This window comes from Kribbella sancticallisti, assembly GCF_039530625.1.
GTDB classification, from domain to species: Bacteria; Actinomycetota; Actinomycetes; order Propionibacteriales; family Kribbellaceae; genus Kribbella; species Kribbella sancticallisti.
Window position 1 is genome coordinate 21463 of the sequence record NZ_BAAAOS010000070.1, and the last position, 22088, is coordinate 43550.

At 67.3% G+C, this 22088-nt stretch carries 23 protein-coding genes; 6 read left to right on the forward strand and 17 right to left on the reverse strand.

Annotated elements, in window-relative coordinates:
- Positions 1-67 precede the first annotated feature (67 nt).
- Entirely contained in the window at positions 68-1087 is a 1020-nt protein-coding gene (locus tag ABD255_RS42465; RefSeq protein WP_344222549.1) for a helix-turn-helix transcriptional regulator, read from the forward strand.
- Between the two features lie 135 nt (positions 1088-1222).
- Here the strand turns inward: ABD255_RS42465 and ABD255_RS42470 are convergent, their stop codons facing one another.
- From ABD255_RS42470 to ABD255_RS42505, 8 genes are all read right to left on the reverse strand, one after another.
- A complete protein-coding gene (locus ABD255_RS42470) occupies positions 1223-2575 on the reverse strand; it encodes an amidase (RefSeq protein ID WP_344222550.1) in 1353 nt (450 codons plus the stop codon).
- Positions 2576-2686: 111 nt separating this feature from the next.
- Positions 2687-3946, reverse strand: coding sequence for a YlbE family protein (locus tag ABD255_RS42475; protein WP_344222551.1), 1260 nt, complete (start codon positions 3944-3946; stop codon positions 2687-2689).
- 56 nt (positions 3947-4002) lie between these two features.
- Positions 4003-4890 carry an alpha/beta fold hydrolase gene (locus ABD255_RS42480; protein ID WP_344222552.1) on the reverse strand — a complete coding sequence of 296 codons (888 nt, stop codon included), beginning with the start codon at positions 4888-4890 and terminating at the stop codon, positions 4003-4005.
- A gap of 111 nt (positions 4891-5001) precedes the next feature.
- Entirely contained in the window at positions 5002-6552 is a 1551-nt protein-coding gene (locus ABD255_RS42485; protein ID WP_344222553.1) for a sodium:solute symporter family protein, read from the reverse strand.
- Positions 6552-6779: a hypothetical protein gene (locus ABD255_RS42490; protein ID WP_344222555.1), complete on the reverse strand. Its 228-nt coding sequence runs from the start codon at positions 6777-6779 to the stop codon at positions 6552-6554. Before ABD255_RS42490 ends, ABD255_RS42485 begins: the two co-directional genes overlap by 1 nt.
- A 162-nt stretch (positions 6780-6941) precedes the next feature.
- On the reverse strand, positions 6942-7922 hold the full coding sequence (locus ABD255_RS42495; protein ID WP_344222556.1) for an NmrA family NAD(P)-binding protein: 981 nt from the start codon (positions 7920-7922) through the stop codon (positions 6942-6944).
- Positions 7923-8003: 81 nt separating this feature from the next.
- On the reverse strand, positions 8004-8216 hold the full coding sequence (locus ABD255_RS42500) for a hypothetical protein (RefSeq protein ID WP_344222557.1): 213 nt from the start codon (positions 8214-8216) through the stop codon (positions 8004-8006).
- A gap of 253 nt (positions 8217-8469) precedes the next feature.
- Positions 8470-9000 (reverse strand): NAD(P)-dependent oxidoreductase, encoded by a 531-nt coding sequence (locus tag ABD255_RS42505; RefSeq protein WP_344222558.1) that lies wholly within the window; start codon positions 8998-9000, stop codon positions 8470-8472.
- A gap of 146 nt (positions 9001-9146) precedes the next feature.
- Between ABD255_RS42505 and ABD255_RS42510 the strand changes: the two genes are divergently transcribed.
- Positions 9147-9548: a winged helix-turn-helix transcriptional regulator gene (locus tag ABD255_RS42510; protein ID WP_344222559.1), complete on the forward strand. Its 402-nt coding sequence runs from the start codon at positions 9147-9149 to the stop codon at positions 9546-9548.
- 252 nt (positions 9549-9800) lie between these two features.
- Here the strand turns inward: ABD255_RS42510 and ABD255_RS42515 are convergent, their stop codons facing one another.
- From ABD255_RS42515 to ABD255_RS42525, 3 genes are all read right to left on the reverse strand, one after another.
- Positions 9801-10208 (reverse strand): MerR family transcriptional regulator, encoded by a 408-nt coding sequence (locus tag ABD255_RS42515; RefSeq protein WP_344222560.1) that lies wholly within the window; start codon positions 10206-10208, stop codon positions 9801-9803.
- An 80-nt stretch (positions 10209-10288) separates the two neighbouring features.
- Positions 10289-10993 carry an SDR family oxidoreductase gene (locus ABD255_RS42520; RefSeq protein ID WP_344222561.1) on the reverse strand — a complete coding sequence of 235 codons (705 nt, stop codon included), beginning with the start codon at positions 10991-10993 and terminating at the stop codon, positions 10289-10291.
- 203 nt (positions 10994-11196) lie between these two features.
- Positions 11197-11784: a helix-turn-helix domain-containing protein gene (locus ABD255_RS42525; RefSeq protein ID WP_344222562.1), complete on the reverse strand. Its 588-nt coding sequence runs from the start codon at positions 11782-11784 to the stop codon at positions 11197-11199.
- 140 nt (positions 11785-11924) lie between these two features.
- Between ABD255_RS42525 and ABD255_RS42530 the strand changes: the two genes are divergently transcribed.
- The gene (locus tag ABD255_RS42530; RefSeq protein WP_344222563.1) at positions 11925-12482 is read left to right on the forward strand and encodes a nuclear transport factor 2 family protein; all 558 of its coding nucleotides are present in this window, start codon (positions 11925-11927) and stop codon (positions 12480-12482) included.
- A 36-nt stretch (positions 12483-12518) separates the two neighbouring features.
- Here ABD255_RS42530 and ABD255_RS42535 read toward each other — a convergent pair whose 3' ends face one another.
- A complete protein-coding gene (locus ABD255_RS42535) occupies positions 12519-13070 on the reverse strand; it encodes a YceI family protein (RefSeq protein ID WP_344222564.1) in 552 nt (183 codons plus the stop codon).
- Between the two features lie 50 nt (positions 13071-13120).
- Between ABD255_RS42535 and ABD255_RS42540 the strand changes: the two genes are divergently transcribed.
- The 3 genes from ABD255_RS42540 to ABD255_RS42550 all read left to right on the forward strand — a co-directional run bounded on the left by ABD255_RS42540 (position 13121) and on the right by ABD255_RS42550 (position 15103).
- The gene (locus ABD255_RS42540) at positions 13121-13945 is read left to right on the forward strand and encodes a helix-turn-helix transcriptional regulator (RefSeq protein ID WP_344222565.1); all 825 of its coding nucleotides are present in this window, start codon (positions 13121-13123) and stop codon (positions 13943-13945) included.
- A gap of 82 nt (positions 13946-14027) precedes the next feature.
- A complete protein-coding gene (locus ABD255_RS42545; protein ID WP_344222566.1) occupies positions 14028-14636 on the forward strand; it encodes a TetR/AcrR family transcriptional regulator in 609 nt (202 codons plus the stop codon).
- A 161-nt stretch (positions 14637-14797) separates the two neighbouring features.
- A complete protein-coding gene (locus ABD255_RS42550; protein ID WP_344222567.1) occupies positions 14798-15103 on the forward strand; it encodes an EthD domain-containing protein in 306 nt (101 codons plus the stop codon).
- A gap of 190 nt (positions 15104-15293) precedes the next feature.
- On the opposite strand, the gene ABD255_RS42555 is transcribed toward ABD255_RS42550, so the two are convergent.
- The 5 genes from ABD255_RS42555 to ABD255_RS42575 form a co-directional block, all read right to left on the reverse strand.
- Entirely contained in the window at positions 15294-15992 is a 699-nt protein-coding gene (locus ABD255_RS42555) for a TetR/AcrR family transcriptional regulator (protein ID WP_344222568.1), read from the reverse strand.
- Positions 15989-17104, reverse strand: a complete 1116-nt coding sequence (locus ABD255_RS42560) for a sugar ABC transporter substrate-binding protein (RefSeq protein WP_344222569.1) — start codon at positions 17102-17104, stop codon at positions 15989-15991. Before ABD255_RS42560 ends, ABD255_RS42555 begins: the two co-directional genes overlap by 4 nt.
- Before the next feature lie 64 nt (positions 17105-17168).
- Complete coding sequence (locus tag ABD255_RS42565) at positions 17169-18275, reverse strand: ABC transporter permease (protein WP_344222570.1); 1107 nt, start codon at positions 18273-18275, stop codon at positions 17169-17171.
- On the reverse strand, positions 18272-19759 hold the full coding sequence (locus ABD255_RS42570) for a sugar ABC transporter ATP-binding protein (protein ID WP_344222571.1): 1488 nt from the start codon (positions 19757-19759) through the stop codon (positions 18272-18274). The genes ABD255_RS42565 and ABD255_RS42570 overlap by 4 nt, the downstream gene beginning before the upstream one ends.
- Positions 19756-22080: a hydantoinase B/oxoprolinase family protein gene (locus tag ABD255_RS42575; protein WP_344222572.1), complete on the reverse strand. Its 2325-nt coding sequence runs from the start codon at positions 22078-22080 to the stop codon at positions 19756-19758. Before ABD255_RS42575 ends, ABD255_RS42570 begins: the two co-directional genes overlap by 4 nt.
- Positions 22081-22088 lie beyond the last annotated feature (8 nt).

Sequence of the window (22088 nt, forward strand, 5' to 3'; positions counted from 1 at the left end):
CCCAGTGGTCGGTTTGAGTGAAATAATGCGCGAGACCTGAGACCGACACGCTCGCGTAGGGGCATCCATGCGAATCGAGGCCGTGCTCCCCGACCTGGCTGTGGGCGACCCCCAGCACGTTGTCGAGCACGATGAGGTGCGAGCGCGGGCAGCGGCCGCGATGCACGCCCTGCGCGAACTGATCCCATGGAGCGGGTACGCCCTCTCGGCGTGGGATGCCGGATCGGGGACGCACCGCCACATCACGCTGGCCAGCGAGGGATACCCCGCCGCGGTGCAGGACCACATGAACGACGCCTTCGTGGAGCACAACCCCGGTTTCCGTCTGCTCCACACTCGCGTACCGCGTGCCCTGCGGTGGTCGGACCTGGATCGTGACTGGCTGGTCAAGTTCGCCCAGACGTACTCCGCCGAGGTCTTCTTGATCCCTGCCGGGTTCAAGGAGGGGGCCACGATGTGCCTCCGGCTCCCGGACGGGAGATACACGGGTGCCCTGCACGTCAGTTGGGCGAGGGCCAGGGACGCCAGCGACGGGACACGCGACATCATCGAGGGATTTCGTCCGTTGCTCGCGAACGCCTGTGACCTGCTGAGCCACGCCCGCCTCGGAGTGCATCGGATGGGTCCTGACGTGCACGCTGTGCTGGTCTCGGCTCAGGGAACGGTCTCGGAGATGCCGGGTCACCTCGCCGGTCCGCTGCTCCGCGACGGCGAGCACGTGAGGTCGTTGGTCGCTCGGCAAGGCAACTCGTTCGGCCGGCGACGTTACCTGTGGACAGGTCCGGAAGGTACGTGCCACCGGATCGAGATCGTGCCTTGCCACGGTGAGGCGAGCCTCGTCATCGAGCGGCAGATCTCCTGGCCGTTCGGCCTGAGCGGCCGTGAGGCGCAGATCCTGCACTGGGTGGCCATGGGCTACTCCAACCCGCAGATCGCCGCGCGGTTCTACATCAGTTCCAGAACTGTGTCGACGCACGTCGAGCACATCCTCGACAAGCTCGCCTGCGAGTCCCGTGCTCAGCTCGCGGCGCTCGCGGTGAACGCAGAGCTGTTGCTCATCGAGGAGATCGACGCCGGCGCGGCGTGAAGCGCGTTGCGCCAACACCAGCGGTAGAGGTCGACGAGTACCTCGAGGCCACCAACGTCGCCATGGACTGGTAGCGACTCCCGCCGTCCAGGACCCGGAGTTGCGGCGATGTCCGGCCCAAACCAGGGCTGAGCTCTACTCGACGCCGGTGTCGCTCAGAAGTTTGGCCGCGGCCAGCAGATTGGCCTCGGCGCCGGGTGGTCCGACGAGCTGGAGGCCGGCGGGCAACCCGTCAACGAGGCCTGCGGGAACCGAGACGGCCGGCAGGCCCAGGACGCTCCATGGGCTGGTGAGCGCGAGCAACGCCCCACGAACGTCGAAGGGTGCTCCATCGATGTCGGCCTCGCGGCAGTTCAGGGGTGGCGGAGGCAGCGGGATCGTCGGCAGGGCGAGGAGATCGTGGTGGCGCAGCAGGTTCGCCACGATCACGGGGGCACGGTCACATACGGCCAGGGCGCGGCCGTACTCCGAGTCGGTGACCTCGCCGCCCGCGCGGAGGCGGTCGCGGACCTCTGGGTCGTAGAGCTCGGGAGCGATGGCGAGCCGCTCGGCGTGCACGGCGTAGGACTCGCGGCCTTGGATGAACCGGTACGCCGTCCGGAGTTCCTCCGCCTCCGGGACGACGACCTCACCGGTGACAAGGTTTGCCACCAGCTCTCGCGCCGCGCGCGTGATAGCGGGGGTCGTGGGGTGGACGGAGTCCGGAGAAACCCAGCCGATGCGGGGCGTCTCCGAGGGCGTTCCCGGGTCAGCGGTCAGAGCCGTCCACAGGAGACGACAGTCGGCGGCGCTCCGGGCCAGAAGACCGACCGTGTCCAGGGAGGGAGCCAGCGGGAGGACGCCGTTCGTGCGGACAGAGCCCTGGGTCGGCCTGAGACCGACCACGCCGCAGCACGCGGCGGGGATGCGGGCAGAGCCTCCCGTGTCCGTGCCAAGCGCGAGCGGGACGATGCCGGCGGCGACCGCGGCCGCGGACCCGCTGCTCGAGCCCCCGGACATCCGTCCAAGCGCGTACGGGTTTCGTGTGGGGCCGGTCGCGGCACGATCCCCCGTCGGTCCGTTGGCGAACTCGTGCGTGGTGGTCTTGCCGAGCACGATCGCCCCGGCCGCTCGGAGTCGCCTGACGCACGCCGCGTCCTGCTGGGCGACGCGACCGGTGAGGTGATGGGAACCGGCGGTGGTCGGCATACCGCGGACGTCGATCATGTCCTTGACCGCGATCGGGACACCGTGCAGCGGCCCTCGGTCCACACCATCGGCCAACTCCCGCCCTGCCTGCTCGGCGGCGGCCCGTGCTCCCGTCTCGTCGAGGTGGACGAACGTGTTGAGAACCGGTTGCCACCGAGCGGCCTCGCCGAGTGCGATCTCGACCAGCTCAGCCGGCGACACCCGACCTGCGCGCAGATCGGTCGCAAGCTCGGCGACGCTGATGCGAGCGAAGTAGCTCGCGCCCGAGGGGACGAGTTCGGCCCCGGAGGAGGACGACACACCTGCTCCTTCTGTGCCTCTCTCGCGAAGCTGACCACAGCGCGGGCGCGGGGTCCTTCGCGGGGACGATGAGGCCTGTTGACGGCGGGACGAGAGCGACGCTTGCCAGCCTCACGCTGTGGGAAGCGCGCCCTCCAACACGTCGACAGCCTCGCGGAACGGCTCGACGGGAGCGACCAGCACACCGGCGCCGGCGTGGCCACCCTCGCGCAGGGCCGCGCCCATGTGAATGCTCGGGGCGATGCCGGTCGAGGCGACGCGCGCCGCGTCGATGCCGAAGGGAACGCCGCGGAACCCCAGGGAGGGAATCTTCCACAGCGGGTGCTCGACTTGGGTGATGCCGTACATCGCCTCGGTGGTCCGCACCATGTGCTGGGCCGACCCACCGCTGTAGTCCTGGAGGGAGAACGCGGCCGCGGCTGCGAGCCCACCGAGGCCGACGGTCTCGGTGATCAGGCTCTCGCCACCCATGAAGGCGGTGTCCTCGACTCCGATGTCGTCGAACAACTTCGCATCCAGCGCCGGGATCGGGGATCGGAACCAACGGTCACCAGTGCCGGCGGTTCGGATGGCGAACTGCTTCTCGTTCAGCGCCATGGCGGTGACGATGCTGCTGTGCGGTGTGCCGGCCGCCACGTCCGCGATGCACTTCCCGGTCGCCATCGCCACGTGCAGGAAGAACAGATCGTTCTGACTGAGGAAGGCGAGAACCTCCCGCGTAGATGTACTGAGCCCGTTCGCGTCGAGGACAGCTCCGTACAACTGCTGGAACAAGACGGCCGTCGCCGCGGTGTTCCGGCTGTGCAGGTCGTCACCCATGCCGAGAGCGCGCCGGATGATCGGGTTCACCCGCAGACCACCCGTGCTCCGCAGCGCAGCTGAGAGCTGTGGCGACAGCACGTCCCTGACCCAGACCAGGCGCTGATGGACTGTCTCGTTCCACACTCCGTAGGTGAGCCGCTGGCGCTCGCTGCCCTCGTAGAGCAGGCAGTGCCCGCGGCTCCCCGTCGAGGCATCTGCGACGACCCACACCGGCATCGAGGCCGAGGTCACCCCCGTCACCGAGCCGACACACGCGTAGTCGTGGCACGGGCGGACCAGGATCCGTCCCTCGTGGAGGAGACTGTCGGCCTCCTCCACCGATGCAGCGAGGCCTTCGTACACGGCTGCGCCGAGGATGGCACGGCGCTGGCCGCCCACGTACTCCGGCCACTCCATGGGTGCCCCGGATGTCAGGATCGTTTGGGGGGTCATCCCCGGCAGCGCGATCAGCGCCGGTACTACATCGGTGAGGACCGGATCGGTTCCCAGCATCGCCGTCACCGCGGTGTCGTTGGCCGTGGAACGCTGACCTGAGGTTCCTTCCACCATTCTCGTCCCATCGTTGAGTGAGTTGTCCGTACGTGGCAGCACGCGCACAGGGCGGGTCACGTCCAGCGACCTACGAACTCTGCCACCGCGGCATCGACCTCGATCGGCTTCGAGGCGCTCAGGAAGTGATGCCCGCCCTCGATGACCTGCAGACGCGCCTCGCATGAACGGGTGAACAGCTTGATCTCCTCTTCCGCGTTGGCCACGGAGTACACCTGGTCCGCCGTGCCATGCAGCCACAGGATCGGCGGGCTGACCTCGTCCAACCTCCCGTGCAGGCCGTCGCGGTCCCGCAGGTTGAGCGTGCAGAGGCGGAGCCGCTGGCGACCGGCGTCACCGGCGTAGTTGGCCCGATAGGTGGCAAGCCAGAACGCGCGTTCCTCATCCGACAAGCCGCCTAACGCCGCGTCGAAGGTGTCGTCCACGAACCCGTCGGGCACGGTCCAGTCGTCGCCGACCGGCTCGCCGAAAGCATCGATGAAAGGGCTGCAGAACCCGACCCCGTCCCAGCACCCCAGGTCCCGGCTGCGCTGGCTCTCGGTGTCCATCGACGTCCCAAGAGGGATCAGGCCCTTCACGACATCAGGAGCCAACAGGGCCATACGGACCGCGATCCAACCGCCCTGAGAGGTACCCAGCACGAAAGCCTCGCTGATGCCCAGGACGGAGAGGGCCTGCAGGTTCGCGGTCGCGCTGTCCCAGTAGCTGAAGTGCTGGTACGACGCTCGGGTGCGGCCGTGTCCGTAGGGCTCCAGCGCGAGCAGGTTCACCGCGTCGGTCAGCGCCGGGTCGGCGAACTGTGGTCGGTACAACTCGGCCGAGGTCGTATAGGAGTTGATCATCACCAACGTCGGGAGCGCGGGGTCGTAGGGTCTGCCGAAGGTGGCCCCGACGGACGACCCGCCCAGGTGCGGGATCTCGACGGTCTGCTCGATCTTGGTCATGGTGTTCCCTCTGGTTTGTGGCTGTAGGAAGGCTCGGAGGGTCGAAGTCGCCGGCCGGAGCCGCTCGTGCTCGCGTCACCGCGGCGCGAGCGCCGGGATGGCGACGGATGGTCAGACCGGGTCGGGGACCGGATCCGAGGCGCCTGCCGGGCTCTCCGGGGTGCCGGCCGACGAGATCCGGGTTCGCGCAGCACGGAAGAGTTGGTCAACTTGATCGAGTTCGGCGCGATCGCTGGCTCGGACCAGGCTCACGGCGACGAAGACGACCAGGTTCGCAACCAGACCCACCAGACCGGAACCGAGACCTGCGAGCCAGGGCACGGCACCGCCGATGTCCATGTAGGGCAACGTCAGCGTTAACGCCACCGCGGCGCCGACCAGGAGCCCGCTGATCGCGCCGGCCCGGTTGCCTCGACGCCAGATGAGGCCGCCGAAGATCGGGACGGCCAGCTGGATGATGGCTTGATAGGCGAGCTGGGTGACACCGGCCAGGTTCGGCGAGTCGTAGATCCGGTAGGCGACGACGGCGGCGATCACCGCGGAGACCGCCATCGCGCCCTTGGCCAGGTAGAGCTCTTGCTTGTCGCGCAGCGGACGGACCACGCCAACGATGTCGTTCGCGACCTGGGTGCCGATGGCCTGAGTGATGCCGTCGACGAAGCCCATGCCGGCCGCGAACACGATGACCAACGCGAACGCCAGCAACCAGGTCCCGCCGGCGTCCTGCGAGATCGCGAAGAAGGCGGAGCCGGGGTGCTGCGCGGCGAGCGGAAGCGGCGCGGAGCAGAACGCGACAGCCACCAGCAGCACGAAGAACACGAAACCGATGACCATCGTCTGCAGCGAACCCTTCTTGACCTCCTGCACGCTGGCAGCGGTGTAGATGCGGGTGAAGATCATCGGCCAGCACAAACTGCCGATGATGCCGGCCGCGACGATGCCGAAGTAGTACAGACCGCCGCTTTCGGACCCGAAGTCGGGCAGGCTCAGCTGGCTTTCGGTCAACCGCCCCAGGTTCGAGACTCCGCCGAAGTAGAAGAACAACAAACCCAGGCACAACAGCGCGGAACCGAGGTAGGCGACGATCCCCTGGACCATGTCGGTGATGATCAGGCCCCGCATGCCCATCTGAACGGTCCAGAACTGGCGGACCACGAGCACGACGATGCCGATCAGGATCGATTCCGCGACCGAGAGACGACCGAGGGATGCCCACTGGATGACCGCCCCCATGGCGACGAGTCCGAGGATGAGCCACGGCAGCAGAGCCACCACGCTGATGGCGCTGGCGACCAGCTTCAGTGGCGGGCTGTCGTAACGCAGCGACAACAGGTCGGCCTGGGTGCGCAGGTCGAACTGCTTTCCCCACTTCCACACCGGTCGGGCGATGAAGTACATCGCGACGACGCCCAGGACGGAGTACACGAGGAAGTAGAGGCCGATCACGCCGCCGGCGACCGCCAGGCCGAAGACCGCGGTGAACGTTGAGCCCGGCCACCAGGAGTTGGTGTAGGCCATCGACACGAACCAGCTGGAGAAGGAACGCTCGCCCACGGCGTAGTTGCTGAACGACGACGCGACGTCGCGGCGGTGCTTCGAGACGTGCAGCACGGAGACGATCACTACGAAGAAGGCGCCGAGAGCGCCGAAGGTGACGATCATCAGTCCAGGGCCCCCTTCCGGCGCTCCAGCCCGAAGGTCACCGCGATCGCGGCGGCCGAGACCAGGAGCAGGTACCAGATCGATGCCGGAACCGCCGCGATCAGGCCGTGCTGCCTGGAGAACGCGATGTAAGCCGGTGGCAACAGCGCGATCGCACAGACCAGCGCGAACAACGCCCCGAACACACCGTGGGCCGACGACCGCTGATCATCCTCTGCAAGTCCCATGGAACCCTCACCTCGCCGATATCTCTGTGAATTCCTTGCGCTGTAGGCGTTGAGAGTAGGTGTGGCGCTGGACCGGGGACATCGGTCAACTGACGTATCTGACTCAGGTGACCGCGACGAGGCTCGTCATCGCGGCCGTGCCGGCGCCGGTGGCGCGGGGCTTCAGAGTGCGGCTTTCAGTTGCTCGTGATGCTCGGCAAGCCAGTCTTCGAGGGTCTGGAGCCGGGGATTGATCGTGCGGATCAGGTCGCGATCACGATTGCCGACGAACGTCTCCGCCGCCTCCGTGAAGAACTGGAACATGTTGCCGAGTTCTTCGGCCTCCGGGAATCCGGCCGCACGCAACTGCTGGTGAGTCATCGGCCGGTAGACGACCGGCTCGCCGAGCACCTTGGCGAAGAGGTCGGCCAATTGCTTGCCTGTGGCATGGGTACCGGCAAGACCGACCGTACGGCCGACGAATCGAGCGCCGGCCTGGAAGATGCCGTACGCGGTACGCCCGATGTCCTCAGCGGCTACGAGCGCCATCACGCTGTCACCCATCGGCAGGGTCAGCGCCGCCGTGCCCGTCGAGTCGCGGCGCGGGCTCAGTCCGGCGGCGATGAACATCTCGTAGAAGAACGAGGTTTCCAGGAAGGTCGTGGGCACGCCCAGGGCGATGAAGCCGGCGTTCGCCTCGTGCTTGGCGTCGAAGTGCGGCACCTTGTAGCCGTCGCCGATGGTAGGGGGCTCGCTGCCGAGGAACTCGAAATGCGGGCGGGTGTCCTCCAACGTCGACCACACCACGTGCTTGAGTCCAGCGGCTTTGGCTGCCCGCGCGGCGTTGGCAGCGTGATCCAGTTCCATTCGCGCGCCGCCACGCAGCGCCTCCTGCTCGGGAGTGAGTTGCGCCCAGAAGTTGGTGACGACGAACGCGCCGTAAGCGCCCTCGAACGCGGTACCCAGGCCCTCCTCGTCATCAAGGTCCGCCTGGACGACCTCGGCACCGCGCGCGGCGAATTCCTTCGCCTTGACCGAACCCGGGTCTCGGGTCAGTACTCGCACCGAGAACGGCCCGTTCCAGTCATCCAGGATGGCGCGTACCAGGCCGCCACCCTGCGATCCGGTCCCGCCCACCACTGCGATGATCTTCTTGCTGGTCACGGTTTGTGTGTCCCTTCGTTGGTTGAATCGTCGATGCGTAAGACCGGCGCCTGAAGGCGCCTCAGCCGGCGCGGAACGCCATCACGTTCCGCCTGACCCAGTCGGTGAAATGGTGTGGAGACCGGCCGAGGAGGGCGTCGCCTCCGGCCCGGTGAGCACGTACACCTTGCCGCCATGTCCCGGTTGGCGAAGTACGACGGCCGCCGTCTCAGCGATGTCCTGCGGGTCGGACGGCGGGTCCGGAAGATCCACCCGAGCCACCCACGCGACACCGCGGTCACCTTTCACCGGCATCGGTCAGCACTTGCACCAGCGGGTGGCCGACGTTGCCTGTCGCTCCCGTCACAACAATCACGATCAAGCTCCGTTCGGTGTCTGCTTCGGCGCATGCGGCAGTAGAGATCGTGCTGATGTTTCCTTGCCTGGTAGCCGCTATTTGCTTGGCTAGTAGCCGACCGCGAGCCAGCCGCGATGGGTGCTCGGTTTGTCGAGTTCGTCGGCGAACGCGATGGCATAGTCCTCCACGCCGATCACCGAACGACCCTCTTCATCGGTGACCTGCGCAGTGGTGCTGGTGCGATAGGAACCCGTACGAACGCCGGGGTGGTGGGGACCGAAATCCGCCGCTGGAACGAAATAGCCAATCGACGCCGCCTGGTGCGGAGTTGAGCAACTCCAGCGTCCGTGCGTGAGCCTCGGCGCGCGGAACGAGCCAGGCGGGGAAGTCGGCTGTGTCGGCCTGACGAGGCCCACCTTCGACGACCGGGAGAATCGCCGAACCGCCGACAACCCCGAAGCGTGCTCCGATTGCCTCGGCGGACCGGAGGAGGACCGCCACGCCCGCTCCCGGCCCGTCGGCATCGTCAAGGGCAGGGAGCGCCGAGACAATGACCTTCGCACCGGAGGTCACCTCCTGGAGAAACGCGGGATCGTGCACGCTCCCGGTGACATTGCTGACCTCTTCCGGAAGATCGGTTCTGGGGCGCCGCGAGACAGCGATCACCTCGTACCGGCGGGCGGCAAACCCCCGCGCCAACGCACTGCCGACGAAACCAGCGCCGAATATGACGACCTTCATCTATGCCTCGTCTACTGCTCAGAAATCGAAAGGGACGGCGACGGTAGTTCCCCATAGTTACCCAGTTCTCGAAAAGAACCGTCGTGATCTATCCTGTGGGCGATCCATCAAGGCGTCAATCAGGCACATTCGCGTGACCAGGTCCCATGGAGGTAACCGTGAATACCCCAGATACCCGCACCGAGGCGGCCACCTGCGACGTTCGCGAAGTCCTGGATCTGGTGGCCGACAAGTGGTCGCTGTACATCGTTTCCAACCTCAGCGACGGTCCGTGGCGCTTCACCGAACTCAAACATGCTGTCGACGGCATCAGCCAGCGAATGCTGACCGTCACGCTGCGACGCCTCCAACGCGACGGCATCCTCACCTGCACCGTTCACGAGGTCATGCCGCCCAACGTCAGCTACCAACTCACCCCGCTCGGCGCCAGCCTTCTGCACGCTGCCGCCCCGCTCATCGCGTGGAGCAACGGCCATCTGACCCAGATCGCAGCCGCGCGCACGGAGTACGACCAAAGCCTCAGCCAGTCCAACCGAACGAACGGATAGATCGCGAGGATGAGGCCCTGCGTTCAGAAGGAACGAAAAGGCCCGCGGCCCGGGGTACGGGGGTTGTCGCGATCAGGCGCCGGGGCCGCCGTCGACCGGGACGATCGCGCCGGTCACCATCGCGCGATACTGACGAGCTCCTCGAAAAGCGGCGTCATCGTCGGCTCGAGACCAAGCGCCACGTTCAGCACGATGCTGATCTGAGGTCCCTTCGAATCCGAGGTATTCGGGTGAGCGAGTGCAGGTCGTCGTTCAGAGGGCGGTGCGATAGGCGCGGTTGGTGGCGATGAGCTCGTCGAGTGAGTCGCGGGTGCGGACCAGTTCGGCGATGTGCTCGCTCAGCCGATCGCGTTCCCGCAGCATCCGCTCCGCGGCCGAGTCGGCGGTGTCTTCGCCGGGGTAGTCGACGCACGGAAGCAGGTCGGCGATGGTGCGGCTGGTGAGGCCGGCGGCGAACATGCGCCGGATATAGCCGACGCGCTCGATCGCGTTCTTGGTGTAGTTCCGCTGCCCGCCGGTACTGCGGCTGCTGGTCAGCAGCCTTTGCTGCTCGTAGTAGCGCAGGGACCGGACGCTCACCCCGGTCCGGGCGGCCAGCTCGCCGATCCGCAACTTCGTCCTCCTGGTGTCATACGAGCCGTGATCGCGGCTCTTCTCCACGCCGGTGCCTCCCATGCACCCCGATAGCCGCGCCGACGGCTCACGACGCCGGCGGCACGGCCAGGAGGCACTGTTTCCGTTCAAGCGATTTGCGCGCCGTAGAATTCCCGCGGATCCCGGGCCAGCGCTGCTTTGACGTCGGCACTCCACTGGTCGACCAGTACTTCGATCTTGCCGGCTTCGAGTCCGTCGAGTGCTGTGCCGGCCACCATCGAGGTGGGTAGCTTCGGACCGTCGTAGTCCTTCGTCATGTCGGTGTCGACAACGCCGAGGTAGACACCGGTCACGGTGGTGCCCTGGGCGGCCAGCTCCAGCCGCACCCCGTTCGTCAAGCTCCATTCGGCGGCTTTCGACGCCGCGTACGCGTTCGCACCCTTGATGGAGAACCAGGACAGCGCGGACAGCACGTTCACGATGGCGCCACCTCCGTTGCTCTTCAGAACGGGCGCGAAGGCGCGAACCATGTTCAGCGTTCCGAAGAACTGCGTCTCCATCTCGAGGCGGATGGTGTCGAGGTCTCCGGTCACCAGGTCGCTGGCGGTCGACACGCCGGCGTTGTTGATCAAGATGTCGACGTCCGAGGCGGAGGAAGCGGCCTCGGCCGCGGACCGGGGGTCGGTGATGTCGAGGCGAAGGGGTGTGACGCCGTCGAGATCGACGGTGTCGGGATCGCGCGCACCGGCATAGACCTTCGTGGCGCCGCGGGCGAGCGCCGCATGCGCCAAGGCGCGTCCCAGACCACGGTTCGCGCCCGTGATCAGCACTGTGGATCCAGCGATTCTCATGTACTTCCCACCTTGTCGGATCGGTTACGCCGAGAAACGTAAAAGCTGACACCAGTGGCAGGAGCAAGCGCTTGTGGGCGACGTCACTCACCCGACGCCGCAACAGCCCGCCCCGGTCGCTGCTCTGGCGGAACAGGGCTGGTGTCGGCGGAGTGCGAAGTTCGTGGTGGCTGGGCTGCGCGGCGGCTGATCCGGCCGAGAGGTCAGGCAGGGTTTCCAGGGGTGTACAAGCGGAGCTCTGCTGCCGCGACTCGGACGAGTTGTTCCGCGCCGTCGTGGCCGAGGATGTCGGGAAGCGCCGTGGCGGTGAAGACTTGGTAGACGATGTTGCGCCCGTAGGGTCCAGTGGCGGCGAGCGGCTGGAGCAGTTCGGTAGCGGCGGCGTTGAGCGCCAACAGATCCAGACGGCCGTCATGCACGGTGACCGGCATCGTGTCCGCCAGGCCGCGCAGCATTCGCAGGAGCCCGGGACGGATAGTGGCCTCTGGCAACTCGAGTTCGGGAGGTGGCTCGCCGGCGAGCCGGAACAGGTGGTCTCGCTCGGCTTTCGAGAACTCGAATGCTTGCGCCAGCGCCGCAAGGACCTCGCGAGAGGGACGCGGCGCTTTGCCTTGTTCGAGGCGGGTGTAGTACTCGACGGAGATCCCTGCGATGTCGGCCAGTTCCTGACGTCGCAGGCCCGGAACCCGTCGCCGCGACGTACGCACCCTGAGGGGCGGTTCGGGCGGAGTCATTCCCGCCCGTCGACGGCGCAGGTACTCCCCGAACTCCGTCCGGTCGTCGCTGGGCACATCCACCATCGTGCCCGGCGCGGCCGACGGTGCCCGGCTGCGTTGCCTGGCCCTGCCGGTACCAGGCTCGACAAGGTCTTCCCGACCTGCGCGACGTCGCGCAGATTGGTGCGCGGCGACGCTCACACAGGAGGAAAGTCATGACCGAATCGACGTCGACCGCTGAATCCGAAGCGGCGCTGAAGCTGGCCCAGGACTTCATCGACGCGGTCCACGCGAAGGACCTTGATGCTGTTGCGGCGACTTTGGCGGCCGCCGCGCGGCAGTTGTTCATGCATTCGGCCGGGACCAAAACCGCTGACGGTGTCGTGGACATCATCGCCGGCAGACGAAGGGGATTCTGTGTTGCCGATGTCAAGGGAAAGGAGGAAATCCTTGCTTACACGAAGGCGCTGTTCGACAAATTCACCCCGCTGATCTGGCGCGACCCGGGATGGACCGTTTCAGCGCGCGGCAACGAGATCTTCTTCAGCGGGAAGGGGGACATGGTCGTCGCTCGAACGGGCAAACCGTATCGCAACAGCTACGTGACTCGATTCGCTATCGATGATGGCAAGATCGTCAGAATGGCGGAATACGCGGACGCGACCATGTACGCCCGCCTGGGAGTGCGGCCGAACGGGGCAGAATTTCGGGCCCTCCTTCGGGCCGTCGGGCGCTTGGTTTCTCCTGCGCGGTCTTCCCGGTCGGGCAGGTAGCCGAACCGTTCAGCCGCTCCCGGTGGTGCGCGAGTTCTAGCCGAGTACCGCCTGGATCTCCAGGCCGATCTCGATCCGGTCGCCGATCACCACGCCGCCGCCATCGAGGGGCAGGTCGAGGCTGATGCCGAAGGCCTTGCGGCTGAGTTCGCCGGTGGCGGTGAACGCGGCACGCCGGTCGCCGAACCGGCCGGTGCCGAAGCCGTTGACCGCCAGCCGCAGCGGTACTTCGGCGGTGACTCCGTGGCACGTGAGATCGCCGCGCAGCAGGAAGGCGTCGCCGTCGGGTTCCAGCGACGTCGAGTGGTAGGTCATCACCGGGAACGTCTCGATGTCGAAGAAGTTGCCCGAACTCAGGTCGGCGTCGCGCGCCGCGTTGTTCGTGTCGATGGAAGCCATGTCGATCTCTGCGCTCACCCGGGATTCGAGCGGGTTCGCCGCGGTGGTGAGCTGTCCGGAGAAGCGGCTGAACCGGCCACGGATGCGGGTCATCATGAGATGGCGGACGGTGAACGAGACCTCGGAGTGGCCGGGGTCGATGGTCCAGGTACCAGTGAGGTAGCCGGGAATCGTGGGCTGCTGTGTCATGCTGCCCAGGCTGCTGCCGGCCGGCGGAAAAGTGGAGAGGAGCGCTTATCGTGGGTGTGGCACCACCACCTTCGGCCGCCCGCCGCCGCGAGCTGGCCGATTTCCTGCGCACCCGCCGCGCCGCGGTCCGCCCGGCCGACCTGGGCCTTGCCGACGACGGGCGCCGCCGCCGGACCCCCGGGCTGCGGCGCGAGGAGGTCGCCCTGCACGCCGGGGTCGGGGTGTCCTGGTACACCTGGCTGGAGCAGGGCCGCGATGTCACGCCTTCGCCGCAGGTGCTGGACGCGCTCGCCCGGACACTGCGACTGGACCAGGCCGAGCACGTGCACCTGTTCCACCTCGCCGGCGTCACCCGCCCGGTCGGCGGTGGCGGCTACCCGCGCGAAGCACCGCAAGACCTGGCGGAGATCGTCGACGCACTGCGTCCGCATCCGGCGTACCTGCTGGGCCCGCGCCTGGACATCCTGGCGCACAACCCCGCCGCCGCCCTCGTACTGCACGACCTGGTCGCCGCGCCACCGGGTCGCCGCAACCTCCTGTGGTGGCTGTTCGGCACCGAGTGGTCCGAAGCACCCGGCTGGCGCGAGACGGCGCGGGCGAATCTGGCGGACTTCCGCGCGGAGTACGCCCGCCGCCCCGGCGAGCAGTCCTTTGTGGACCTGGTGACCGAACTGTCCACGACCAGCCCGGCTTTCCGCGAATGGTGGGCCGAACACGACGTACGCGCCTACGAGCCGACCCGCAAGACCATCAGGCACGCCCAGCTGGGCGCCTTGGCGTTGCACCAGCTGCAGACCGTTCCCACCGGCCACCCGGAACTGCGCCTGCGAATCCTGGTCCCGGCCGACGAAGCGACCCGCGCGGCGCCGAGGTAGCCGTCCTTGCTGCCGGGTGAGGATGAGACGCGGCCATCTCCGGGAATCGGAGACCGAACGTTCTATCCGGTAAGATGGTCGCATGACCCTAGGCGAACCCGAAACCCGACCCTCTGAGGCGCGGCTGCGGCTGCTCACCACGGCAACCAGGATCTTCTACGCCGAGGGCATCCATTCGGTCGGGGTCGACCGTCTCATCGCCGAGGCGAAGGTGACCCGGGCTACCTTCTACCGGCACTTCCCCGGCAAGGAAGACCTCGTGCTCACCTACCTGCGCGAAGTCCACCAGATGGAACGCGCCGCGGTCGAAACGGCAATCGCCGACAACCCATCAGCGGTTGACGCTCTGCTGGCAATTGCGGGCTCGATCGCTCACTCCATCCAGTCCCCCGGGTTCCGCGGCTGCGCCTTCCTGAACGCCGCGGCGGAGTATCCCGCCACCGACCAACCCGTCCACCAGGAGATCATCGCCCACCGTCAGTGGTTCCTCGACACACTGACCATGATGATGGCGCGGGTCCACGACCCAACGGCGCATGCGGCCGCCCGCCACTTCGTCATGCTGCGCGACGGCGCCATGGCAGCCGGCTGCCTTTTCGATCCCGCGTTGGTGTCCGAGACCTTCCTCCGCGGCATCGAAGGACTCCTTCGGATCAATGCCGAGCGCCAGTCGACCGAATCCGGCCGCTAGAACTACAACAGCGTTTCGTCGTCTTGCTCGGTCTGGCCATGGTGGAACGGATAGAACGTTCGGTCTTGACCCTGGCATGCACAGATGGTTAAGGTCTCTTGTAACAGAACGTTCGTTCCACCAACCTGGTGGTTCGTACGGCAAGCCGCAAGGAGAGCACCATGCCCACCAAGATCACGTTGATCATCGACAACCCCGCGGACCCGAACGAGTTCGAGCGCGCCTACGCGGAGGTGAAGCTGGCCGCAGCGAAGTTTCCGAAGTTGCTGCGGCTCGAATCCGCCAAGGTGTGGCCGAAGGAGGACGGCACTGCTACCCCCGCGTACCGCACGCTCGACCTCTACTTCGACAGCTACGAGGACGCCTCCGCCGCAGTCGCGACGTCCGCTGCCGCTGATCTCTTCGGCACGCTCGTGGGGACCACTGTTCCGTTCAAGGGGTTGTTCTCGGACATCGAGCAGGCGTAGAGATCATGAGATCTGCTGCCGGCGCGGTGGCCTGAGAAATCCGAAGACCTCCGGCGAGTTGTGAGCTGCTGACGCTCATACCCGACCGGAGGTCTTCGTCGCCCCGCAGACGCCGAACGTGATCGGCCGTGGTCATTCGCCGGGCCGGCCCACACCTGCGACCACTGACACCCTTCCAGGGAGCAACCATCTAGGGGCGACGAGATCGTTCTCGGTCCTCGGCGAAACCGCGGACCAGTGCGACGAACGCGGGCACGTGCGACACGTACGTCGTACCGTCGAAGCTGGTGGTCACGGACAGCCCGTCGGTCATCGCCCGGCCGAGCACCGCCAACTGCTCGACGAGCTCCGCGTCCTCCGGGGAGTCCACCGGCGCGAAGACCGGGGTGAGCGCCTCGACCCATGACGTGTGGGCGTAGTCGCGAATCCGGCGTACCGTTCCGCGCACGGTGTCGGCCTCCGCATGTGAACCGATGCTGACCGCCAGCAGCAGCCGGAGGTACTCCGGCCGCTGATCGAGAGCGGTGCAGGCCGCGGTGAACCAGAGCTCGAAGCGCTCGAGGGGCGGGCGGTCGTCGAAGGACGACGGGCTCGGGAACGAAGCGTGCAGGTCCTCGAACGTCCGCTCCAGGAGCGCGACGAGCACGCCCAGCTTGTTCCCGAAGTGGTAGTAGATCGAGCTCGGCGGCAGCCCGGACAGTTCGGACAGGTCGGAGATGACCATTCCGTCGTACCCCTGGCTCGAGATGAGAGTGCGAGCGGTGTTCAGGATGAGGTCGCGGCTGCTGAGCGCACCACTCCCATTCGGCACCGGGCCATCAGAGGTCTGGCGCGCGGCATCGCCGGGACGGCCCCCGGCCGGATGGCGCCGGCGCTCGTAGCGGGTCATCGGTTCCAGAGTGCTCTGAATCGGTCGGCGACGTCCGGGTACGCCGAGAACCCACGCGTGGGATCGAAGGTGATGTCCTCCGGGCGCAGGAACTGGTGCACCAGTGCGTCACCGTTGTCCACGTTCTCCTGCAACTTCTGGCCGACGATCAGGCGCGCCGCGGTGTCCATGGCAGTCCAGGCAAGGGTGTTGAGGTCCGTGCCCAGCTCGACCGTGGACTGCTTGTCCTTCAGGTACTGCAGGTTGGTCGGCAGCGGGTTCGCCCCCACGATCTGGACGTCTTTCAGCCCGGCGACCTTGAGCTTCGCAGGCAGTCCCGTCGCCGCCGCGGAGGACTGGAAGACGATCCCGCGGGTGTCCGGGTGCGCCTGCAGATCGCTGACGATCCGCTCCGGGGCCTTGTTGCCGATCTCTGTGATCGGGATCTGCACGACTCTGACCACGCAGTCGGGGCACAGTTCTTCCAGTTCACTCTCGAACCCCTTCTTGACCGCGGCGGCATAGGCGAGCTCGTTGTGTTCGTACAGCACCGCTTCGAACGACTTGTCGTTGTTGGCCACCAGCCAGGCCGCTTGGAGCCGGCCCTGTCGCTCGAACGCGGCCGCGCCGTTCGGCTGCACGAGCCCGTTGCTCGCGGCGGCCACGGTGCCGAGGGAGACGATCGGAATCTTCGCGGCGATGAGCTGCCGCCTCTGGTTGTCCCACAGCGCGGGGTCGATGGCGGTGTTGATCACCGCATCCGGGCGCTGCTGGACGACGGTGCTGAACGCGGCCTGTACGCCGCTGGCCGAAGTACCTGCCCGAACGGCGTACAGGTCGATGCCGAGTTCCGCGGCGGCCGGCTGCATGAGCCGGAAGATGAGCGAGACCAGCGCGTTCCCGTTGTCGATGTAGGCGATGCGCGTGCCGGCAGGCACCGGCGAACTGAGCTTTTCGGTGACCGGAAAGGCACCAGGCCGGCCTTCGTACGGCGTGACGATCTCCTTGGCCTTCGTCTGGACGTCCACTGCGATGGCGGACGCCGTTCCCGTCTTACTGCTCCCGCAGCCGGCAACCAGCGCCAGGCCAGCCAGCGTCGCGGTGGCGCCGAGGGCGAATCTACGTCTGTTCATGGGGTTCTCCTTGATGCGAAAGGTGGTGCATGAGGCCCGCTGAGAGTCGTTCGAGCGATTGCGCTCAGACGGCACGTTCGGCGGCGACGCGCGTCGCGGCCCTGGCCGAGCGGGCGCGGCGCGCCGAGCCCTGGCGTCGGTTCACCGCCACCGCGACCAGCAACGCGACGCCGTTGAAGAGCTCCGGGATCCAGACCGGAGCGCCGGCGAGCTGGAGTCCTTTGACCCCGGTCGCGAGGACGTAGACCGCGACTACTGTCCCGAGGACGTTGAACCGCCCGTTGCGGAACTGGGTCGAGCCGAGGAACGCCGCCGCGAACGCCGGCAACATGTAGCCGGGCCCGATCGTCGGGTCGCCGGTCGCGAGCGAAGAGCTGAGGAGGATGCCTGCCACCGAGGCGAGCAGAGAGCAGCTCACCAGGCACGACACCACAACCAGCCCGGTGCGGACCCCGGACAGTCGAGCCGCCTCGGCGTTCCCGCCGGTGGCGTATACCGCACGGCCCAGGTGGGTGTTGTCGAGGACGTACCAGACACAGACGGCGAGCACGACCATCACATAGACCGACAGCGGCACCCCGACGATCGGGTGGGTCGCGATCTCCTGGAAGTCCGCCCCGAGGTCGAGGATCTGGGCGTCGTGCGAAATCCACGAGATTCCGGCCAAGATGATGGAGCTCATGCCCAGGGTCGTGATGAACGAGCTGATTTTCGCCTTCACGATGAGCAGGCCGTTGATCAGCCCCACGGCCGCGCCGACCGCGAGGGTGCCCAGTACGGAGATCCACAGGCCCAGATCCTGGACCGACAGCATCCAGGCCACGACGATGGCGGCCAGGCCGAGTTGCGACCCGATCGAGAGATCGAAGGCCCCCGCCGCGAGCGGGAGCACCAGACCGATGGCCAGGATCGCGGTCAAGGCCTGGTCGGCGAGGACGATCCGGACGGTGTCCACCGTCGGGAACGTCTCGGGGACCAGAAGCGAGAACAGGACCACCATGGCGACCCAGATGTAGACCGCGCTGATGTTGTGAAAGGCGAGACTGTGGAGCAGGCCGTGCCACCCACGCTGCGTCTGGCCGGTGCTGTTGGCGGGCATCTGGGCGTGCTCTCCTGACGTCGTGGAACTCTCGTTCGGGGCCGCTTTCCGGCTGGTGTCCGCGGCGCTCATGCGGGCACGCTCGCGTGGAGTATCCGGGCCTCGGTCAGCTCCTGGCCCGCGACTTCGTCGACGACGACCCCGTCGGCCAGGACCAGGACGCGATCGCACAGCTGCGCGAGCTCCTTGGCCTCGGATGAGGCCACCAGCACCGCGGCGCCCTGGTTGGCGGTCCGCACGATCAACTGGTGGATCACCGCCTTGGCGCCGACGTCCACTCCCTGGGTGGGCTCCTCGAGGAGCAGCAGGTTCGGGTGGGTGCGCAGCCACTTGGCCAGCACCACTTTCTGCTGGTTGCCGCCGCTGAACTGGGACAGCTGCATCTCCGGCCGGGCGGGGACCACCCCACACGCGGCGAACCACTCGGCGACCTCGCGTGACTCGTGTGACTTCCGGACCCGCCGCCACCGGCCCTCGACTCCGGGCACGCGGACGGACGCGAGGTTCTCGGTCGCGGTCATCGTCATCACCGCGCCGTGCTGGTGCCGGTCACCGGGCACGAACGCGGCACCCCGCCGAATGGACTGGCGAAGATCTCCGGAGGCGAGGTCGTTGTCCCGGAGCCGCACCGTGCCGCGGGTCCTTCGACGCCCGCCGAAGATCGTGGCGCACAGCTCGTCGCGTCCCGAGCCCAGGATGCCGGCCACGCCGACGATCTCCCCCGCGTGCACGGTCACGTCGAAGTCCCGGATCACCCCGCCCTGCAGAGCATTGACGCGGAGTACCACGTCGCCGCGCTCGGCGGGACGGCGTTGCAGCTCCTCGACGACGCCGCCCGCTACCAGCTCCACCAATCCCGCGTAGTCGGTCTCGGAGCAGGGGAGGTTGCCGACCACGGCACCGTTCCGCAGCGCCACAACGGTGTCGGCGACGCCGAGGACCTCGTCGAGGCGATGCGAGATGAACAGGACCCCGGCTCCCCGCTCGGCCACCCGGCGGACAACGGCCATCAGCCGGTCGACCTCTGCCCCGTGCAGCGCGGCGGTCGGCTCGTCGAGGACGAGGACGACGTCCCGCTCCTCGTTCCAGCCCCGCAGGGCGCGGGCGATCGCCACGATCGTCTGCTCCGCCGGAGAGAGCTCTTGTACCAACGCGTCGACGTCGAAGTCCACCCCGAACTGTGCGACCAGTTGGTCGGCCTGAAGCCGCTCGGCCATCTTGCGGAGGCGCCGCCACGGCGGGCCGTCCGACGTCGAGCCGAGTCCGAGGTTCTCCACCGTGGACAGGGATCCGACCAACCCCAGGTCCTGATGGATGAACCGCAACTCGGTCTCGGGACCGGCTTCACCCTGGAGGCCGATGGTGCCGCCGTCGGGCGTGTGGAACCCGGCCAGCAGCTTGACCAAGGTCGATTTGCCGGACCCGTTGTGCCCGACCACGGCCAGCACCTCGCCGGCGTGAACCGTGAGGTCCACGCGATCCAGAGCACAGGTGTTGCCGAAGTACTTGGTCAGCTGATCGACGCGGACCAACGGCCGGCGCTGCTCGCTCGTCATGCGAAACTCCGGTAGACGTCATCGGGCAGCGGGTGGTCGACCGGCACCACGCGTGAATAGACCGCCGTCAGGCACCCCGGACAGAACAGCTGGCGGAACACGATCTCGGCGTCGACGTAGACCGACGGGTCGCTCCAGATGTGCGGCCCGGCCTCGGTCGGCAAGGAGTCCGTGCGTGCCAGCGCTGACACGAACGCTCCGTCCGCGACCGGTCCGATCACCGTGGCGCAGTGGACGCAGACAACCGAGCCTCCGCTCGCCGAGTCCACGACGGCGAGGTTGTCGTCGAGGCGACGGGCCTGCCTGAGGTCGGGCTCGCCGACCGTCTCCAGATCCACGGCGGAAAGGCCCGATCTCTGCGCACGGCGCTGCCGGATCTCTCGGCGCGCCTCATCGGTCGCGGCCGTATCCACCTCCCCGTCCTCTCCGAGGACGACGCCGTACACGTCCCGGGCTGCTCCCTGGGATACCCGGACCTGCAGCAGGTCCTCCCCCACGCCTGCGGCGGGCCGGAGCAGCGGATCACCGTACCCACCACCTGCCTGCCAGTGCAGGTAGAGCGCGTCGTTGGGGCCGAGCACGGACTCGCCCTCGCAGGGCAGCACCTCCGCCTCGCCGCCGAGCTGGTCCAAGTCGCCGGGGATGCTCTCCGCCCCCACGAGCTGAGGCACGGCGACGTCGCGCACCACGATGTCGAGTTGGGAATTGCCCGGGTATCCCCCGGCCAAGCCGACGTTCTGGTTCGCGGCCTTTCCGTTCCCGGACACGACGAGCGACATCGGGGTGTCCTGGTCCGGGTGCTGCACGTAGCAGACCGAGCCGCTCATACCGCCCCGCTGGCGACCTGGTCCCCCGGAATCGGTCTGCTCCCGACGCCAGAGCGCGACAAGTGGGTAGAGGTACTCGGTCATCTCGACGTCTGGTGCCCGCGCGGAGGGAATGATGAGGCGGCCTCCGGTGTCGACACCGTCGTAGTGGACCTGAGCTCCGTAGCCGCCGGCCATCACGTCGAAGATGGGCGAGACGAAACCCTTGCGGCCACCACCGCGTACGTCGACGCCGGACACGACGCAGAGGTCGGTCGTTCCGTTGCAGATCGACTGGACATCGCGGCGGTGGGCCGGCGCGGCGTCCAGCATCTTCGCGAGTACTTCGGCGACCAGATTGCCCGCTCCCCACGCCGGGCCGAACGGTCCCTTGCCGACGGCCGCCGGGAAGGAGGCGTTGGTGATCGTGTCCTCGTCGGTGATGATCTCGAAGCAGCGCATCAGGCCGCCGGCCGCCCAGGGAATGTCACCCGCCAGCAACGGGAGCACGGTGAAAACGACGCCGGCGCGCAGCCCCGGGTAGGGGCAGTTGATGATGCCGGTTTGTTCAGCCGTGCCGCGGAAGTCGAACACGAGCCGATCCCGTTGCTTGGTCAAAGCCACCTTGATGGCGTGCAGATTACGTTCACCGGTCCGGGACTGCTCCTGGTAGCCGACGGCCGTCCAGGTTCCGTCCGGCAGGTTCTCGAGCTTGGCCCGCAACCGGCTCTCCGCGTCGTTCATCATCCGGCGCATCACCGCCTTGACGGTGTCGGCGCCGTACTTGTCGATGAGCCGCAGGATGCGCTCGGCGGCGTTCTTGTTCGCAGCGATCTTGGCCCGCAGGTCGAGGCCGACCATGTGCGGCAGCCGCGATCTGCGCACCCACGCGTCGGCGACGTCTTGCTGCAGGACGCCGTCGCGAACGATCTTCAGTGGCGGAGTCGGGACCGCCTCGTCGAACACGTCCTTCGCCGAAGGACTGAACGAACCTGGGCGTGAACCCCCCAGGTCGACCTGGTGCGCGATCGCCGTCGTCCAGCCGAACAACCGTCCGTCATGGAAGATCGGAGCCAGAATGGCGGCGTCGTTCTGATGCAGCCCGCCGCCGATCCAGGGGTCGTTGCACAAGAACATGTCGCCATCGGCGATTCCGGGATTGTGACTGCGATGCTGCAGGGTCCAGTAGATCGCCAGGTCCATCGACCCGATCAAACCGATGTTGTACGTCCCGACCTGGACCTGCTCGCCGAGTTCGTCACAGATGGAGAAGTTGAAGTCGTTCGACTCGGTGACGACGTGCGAGCCCGACATCCTCCGCAGCGTCTCGCCCATCTCCTGGGTGATCGCCCACAGACGGTGCCGGACGACCTCGTAGGTCAGTGCGTCGACCTGACCGACCCGCTCGTCGTCGACGTGATGCAGGTGCAGGTCGGGTGAGATCCGGCTCAGCAGCTCTTCGGGGGAAATCGGCCGGCTGGTGAACTTGTCCGAACCGGGGATGGTGGTCTTCATGTCCGACG

Excerpts from the sequence above, each read along its gene's own strand:
- ABD255_RS42485 (WP_344222553.1), bottom strand. The coding sequence starts at position 6,552 with ATGATCGTCACCTTCGGCGCTCTCGGCGCCTTCTTCGTAGTGATCGTC.
- ABD255_RS42550 (WP_344222567.1), top strand. The coding sequence starts at position 14,798 with ATGCCCACCAAGATCACGTTGATCATCGACAACCCCGCGGACCCGAAC.
- ABD255_RS42500 (WP_344222557.1), bottom strand. The coding sequence starts at position 8,216 with ATGCCGGTGAAAGGTGACCGCGGTGTCGCGTGGGTGGCTCGGGTGGAT.
- ABD255_RS42575 (WP_344222572.1), bottom strand. The coding sequence starts at position 22,080 with ATGAAGACCACCATCCCCGGTTCGGACAAGTTCACCAGCCGGCCGATT.
- ABD255_RS42545 (WP_344222566.1), top strand. The coding sequence starts at position 14,028 with ATGACCCTAGGCGAACCCGAAACCCGACCCTCTGAGGCGCGGCTGCGG.
- ABD255_RS42465 (WP_344222549.1), top strand. The coding sequence starts at position 68 with ATGCGAATCGAGGCCGTGCTCCCCGACCTGGCTGTGGGCGACCCCCAG.
- ABD255_RS42565 (WP_344222570.1), bottom strand. The coding sequence starts at position 18,275 with ATGAGCGCCGCGGACACCAGCCGGAAAGCGGCCCCGAACGAGAGTTCC.
- ABD255_RS42530 (WP_344222563.1), top strand. The coding sequence starts at position 11,925 with ATGACCGAATCGACGTCGACCGCTGAATCCGAAGCGGCGCTGAAGCTG.
- ABD255_RS42490 (WP_344222555.1), bottom strand. The coding sequence starts at position 6,779 with ATGGGACTTGCAGAGGATGATCAGCGGTCGTCGGCCCACGGTGTGTTC.
- ABD255_RS42480 (WP_344222552.1), bottom strand. The coding sequence starts at position 4,890 with ATGACCAAGATCGAGCAGACCGTCGAGATCCCGCACCTGGGCGGGTCG.
- ABD255_RS42520 (WP_344222561.1), bottom strand. The coding sequence starts at position 10,993 with ATGAGAATCGCTGGATCCACAGTGCTGATCACGGGCGCGAACCGTGGT.
- ABD255_RS42570 (WP_344222571.1), bottom strand. The coding sequence starts at position 19,759 with ATGACGAGCGAGCAGCGCCGGCCGTTGGTCCGCGTCGATCAGCTGACC.
- ABD255_RS42475 (WP_344222551.1), bottom strand. The coding sequence starts at position 3,946 with ATGGTGGAAGGAACCTCAGGTCAGCGTTCCACGGCCAACGACACCGCG.
- ABD255_RS42535 (WP_344222564.1), bottom strand. The coding sequence starts at position 13,070 with ATGACACAGCAGCCCACGATTCCCGGCTACCTCACTGGTACCTGGACC.
- ABD255_RS42560 (WP_344222569.1), bottom strand. The coding sequence starts at position 17,104 with ATGAACAGACGTAGATTCGCCCTCGGCGCCACCGCGACGCTGGCTGGC.
- ABD255_RS42505 (WP_344222558.1), bottom strand. The coding sequence starts at position 9,000 with ATGAAGGTCGTCATATTCGGCGCTGGTTTCGTCGGCAGTGCGTTGGCG.
- ABD255_RS42555 (WP_344222568.1), bottom strand. The coding sequence starts at position 15,992 with ATGACCCGCTACGAGCGCCGGCGCCATCCGGCCGGGGGCCGTCCCGGC.
- ABD255_RS42510 (WP_344222559.1), top strand. The coding sequence starts at position 9,147 with ATGGAGGTAACCGTGAATACCCCAGATACCCGCACCGAGGCGGCCACC.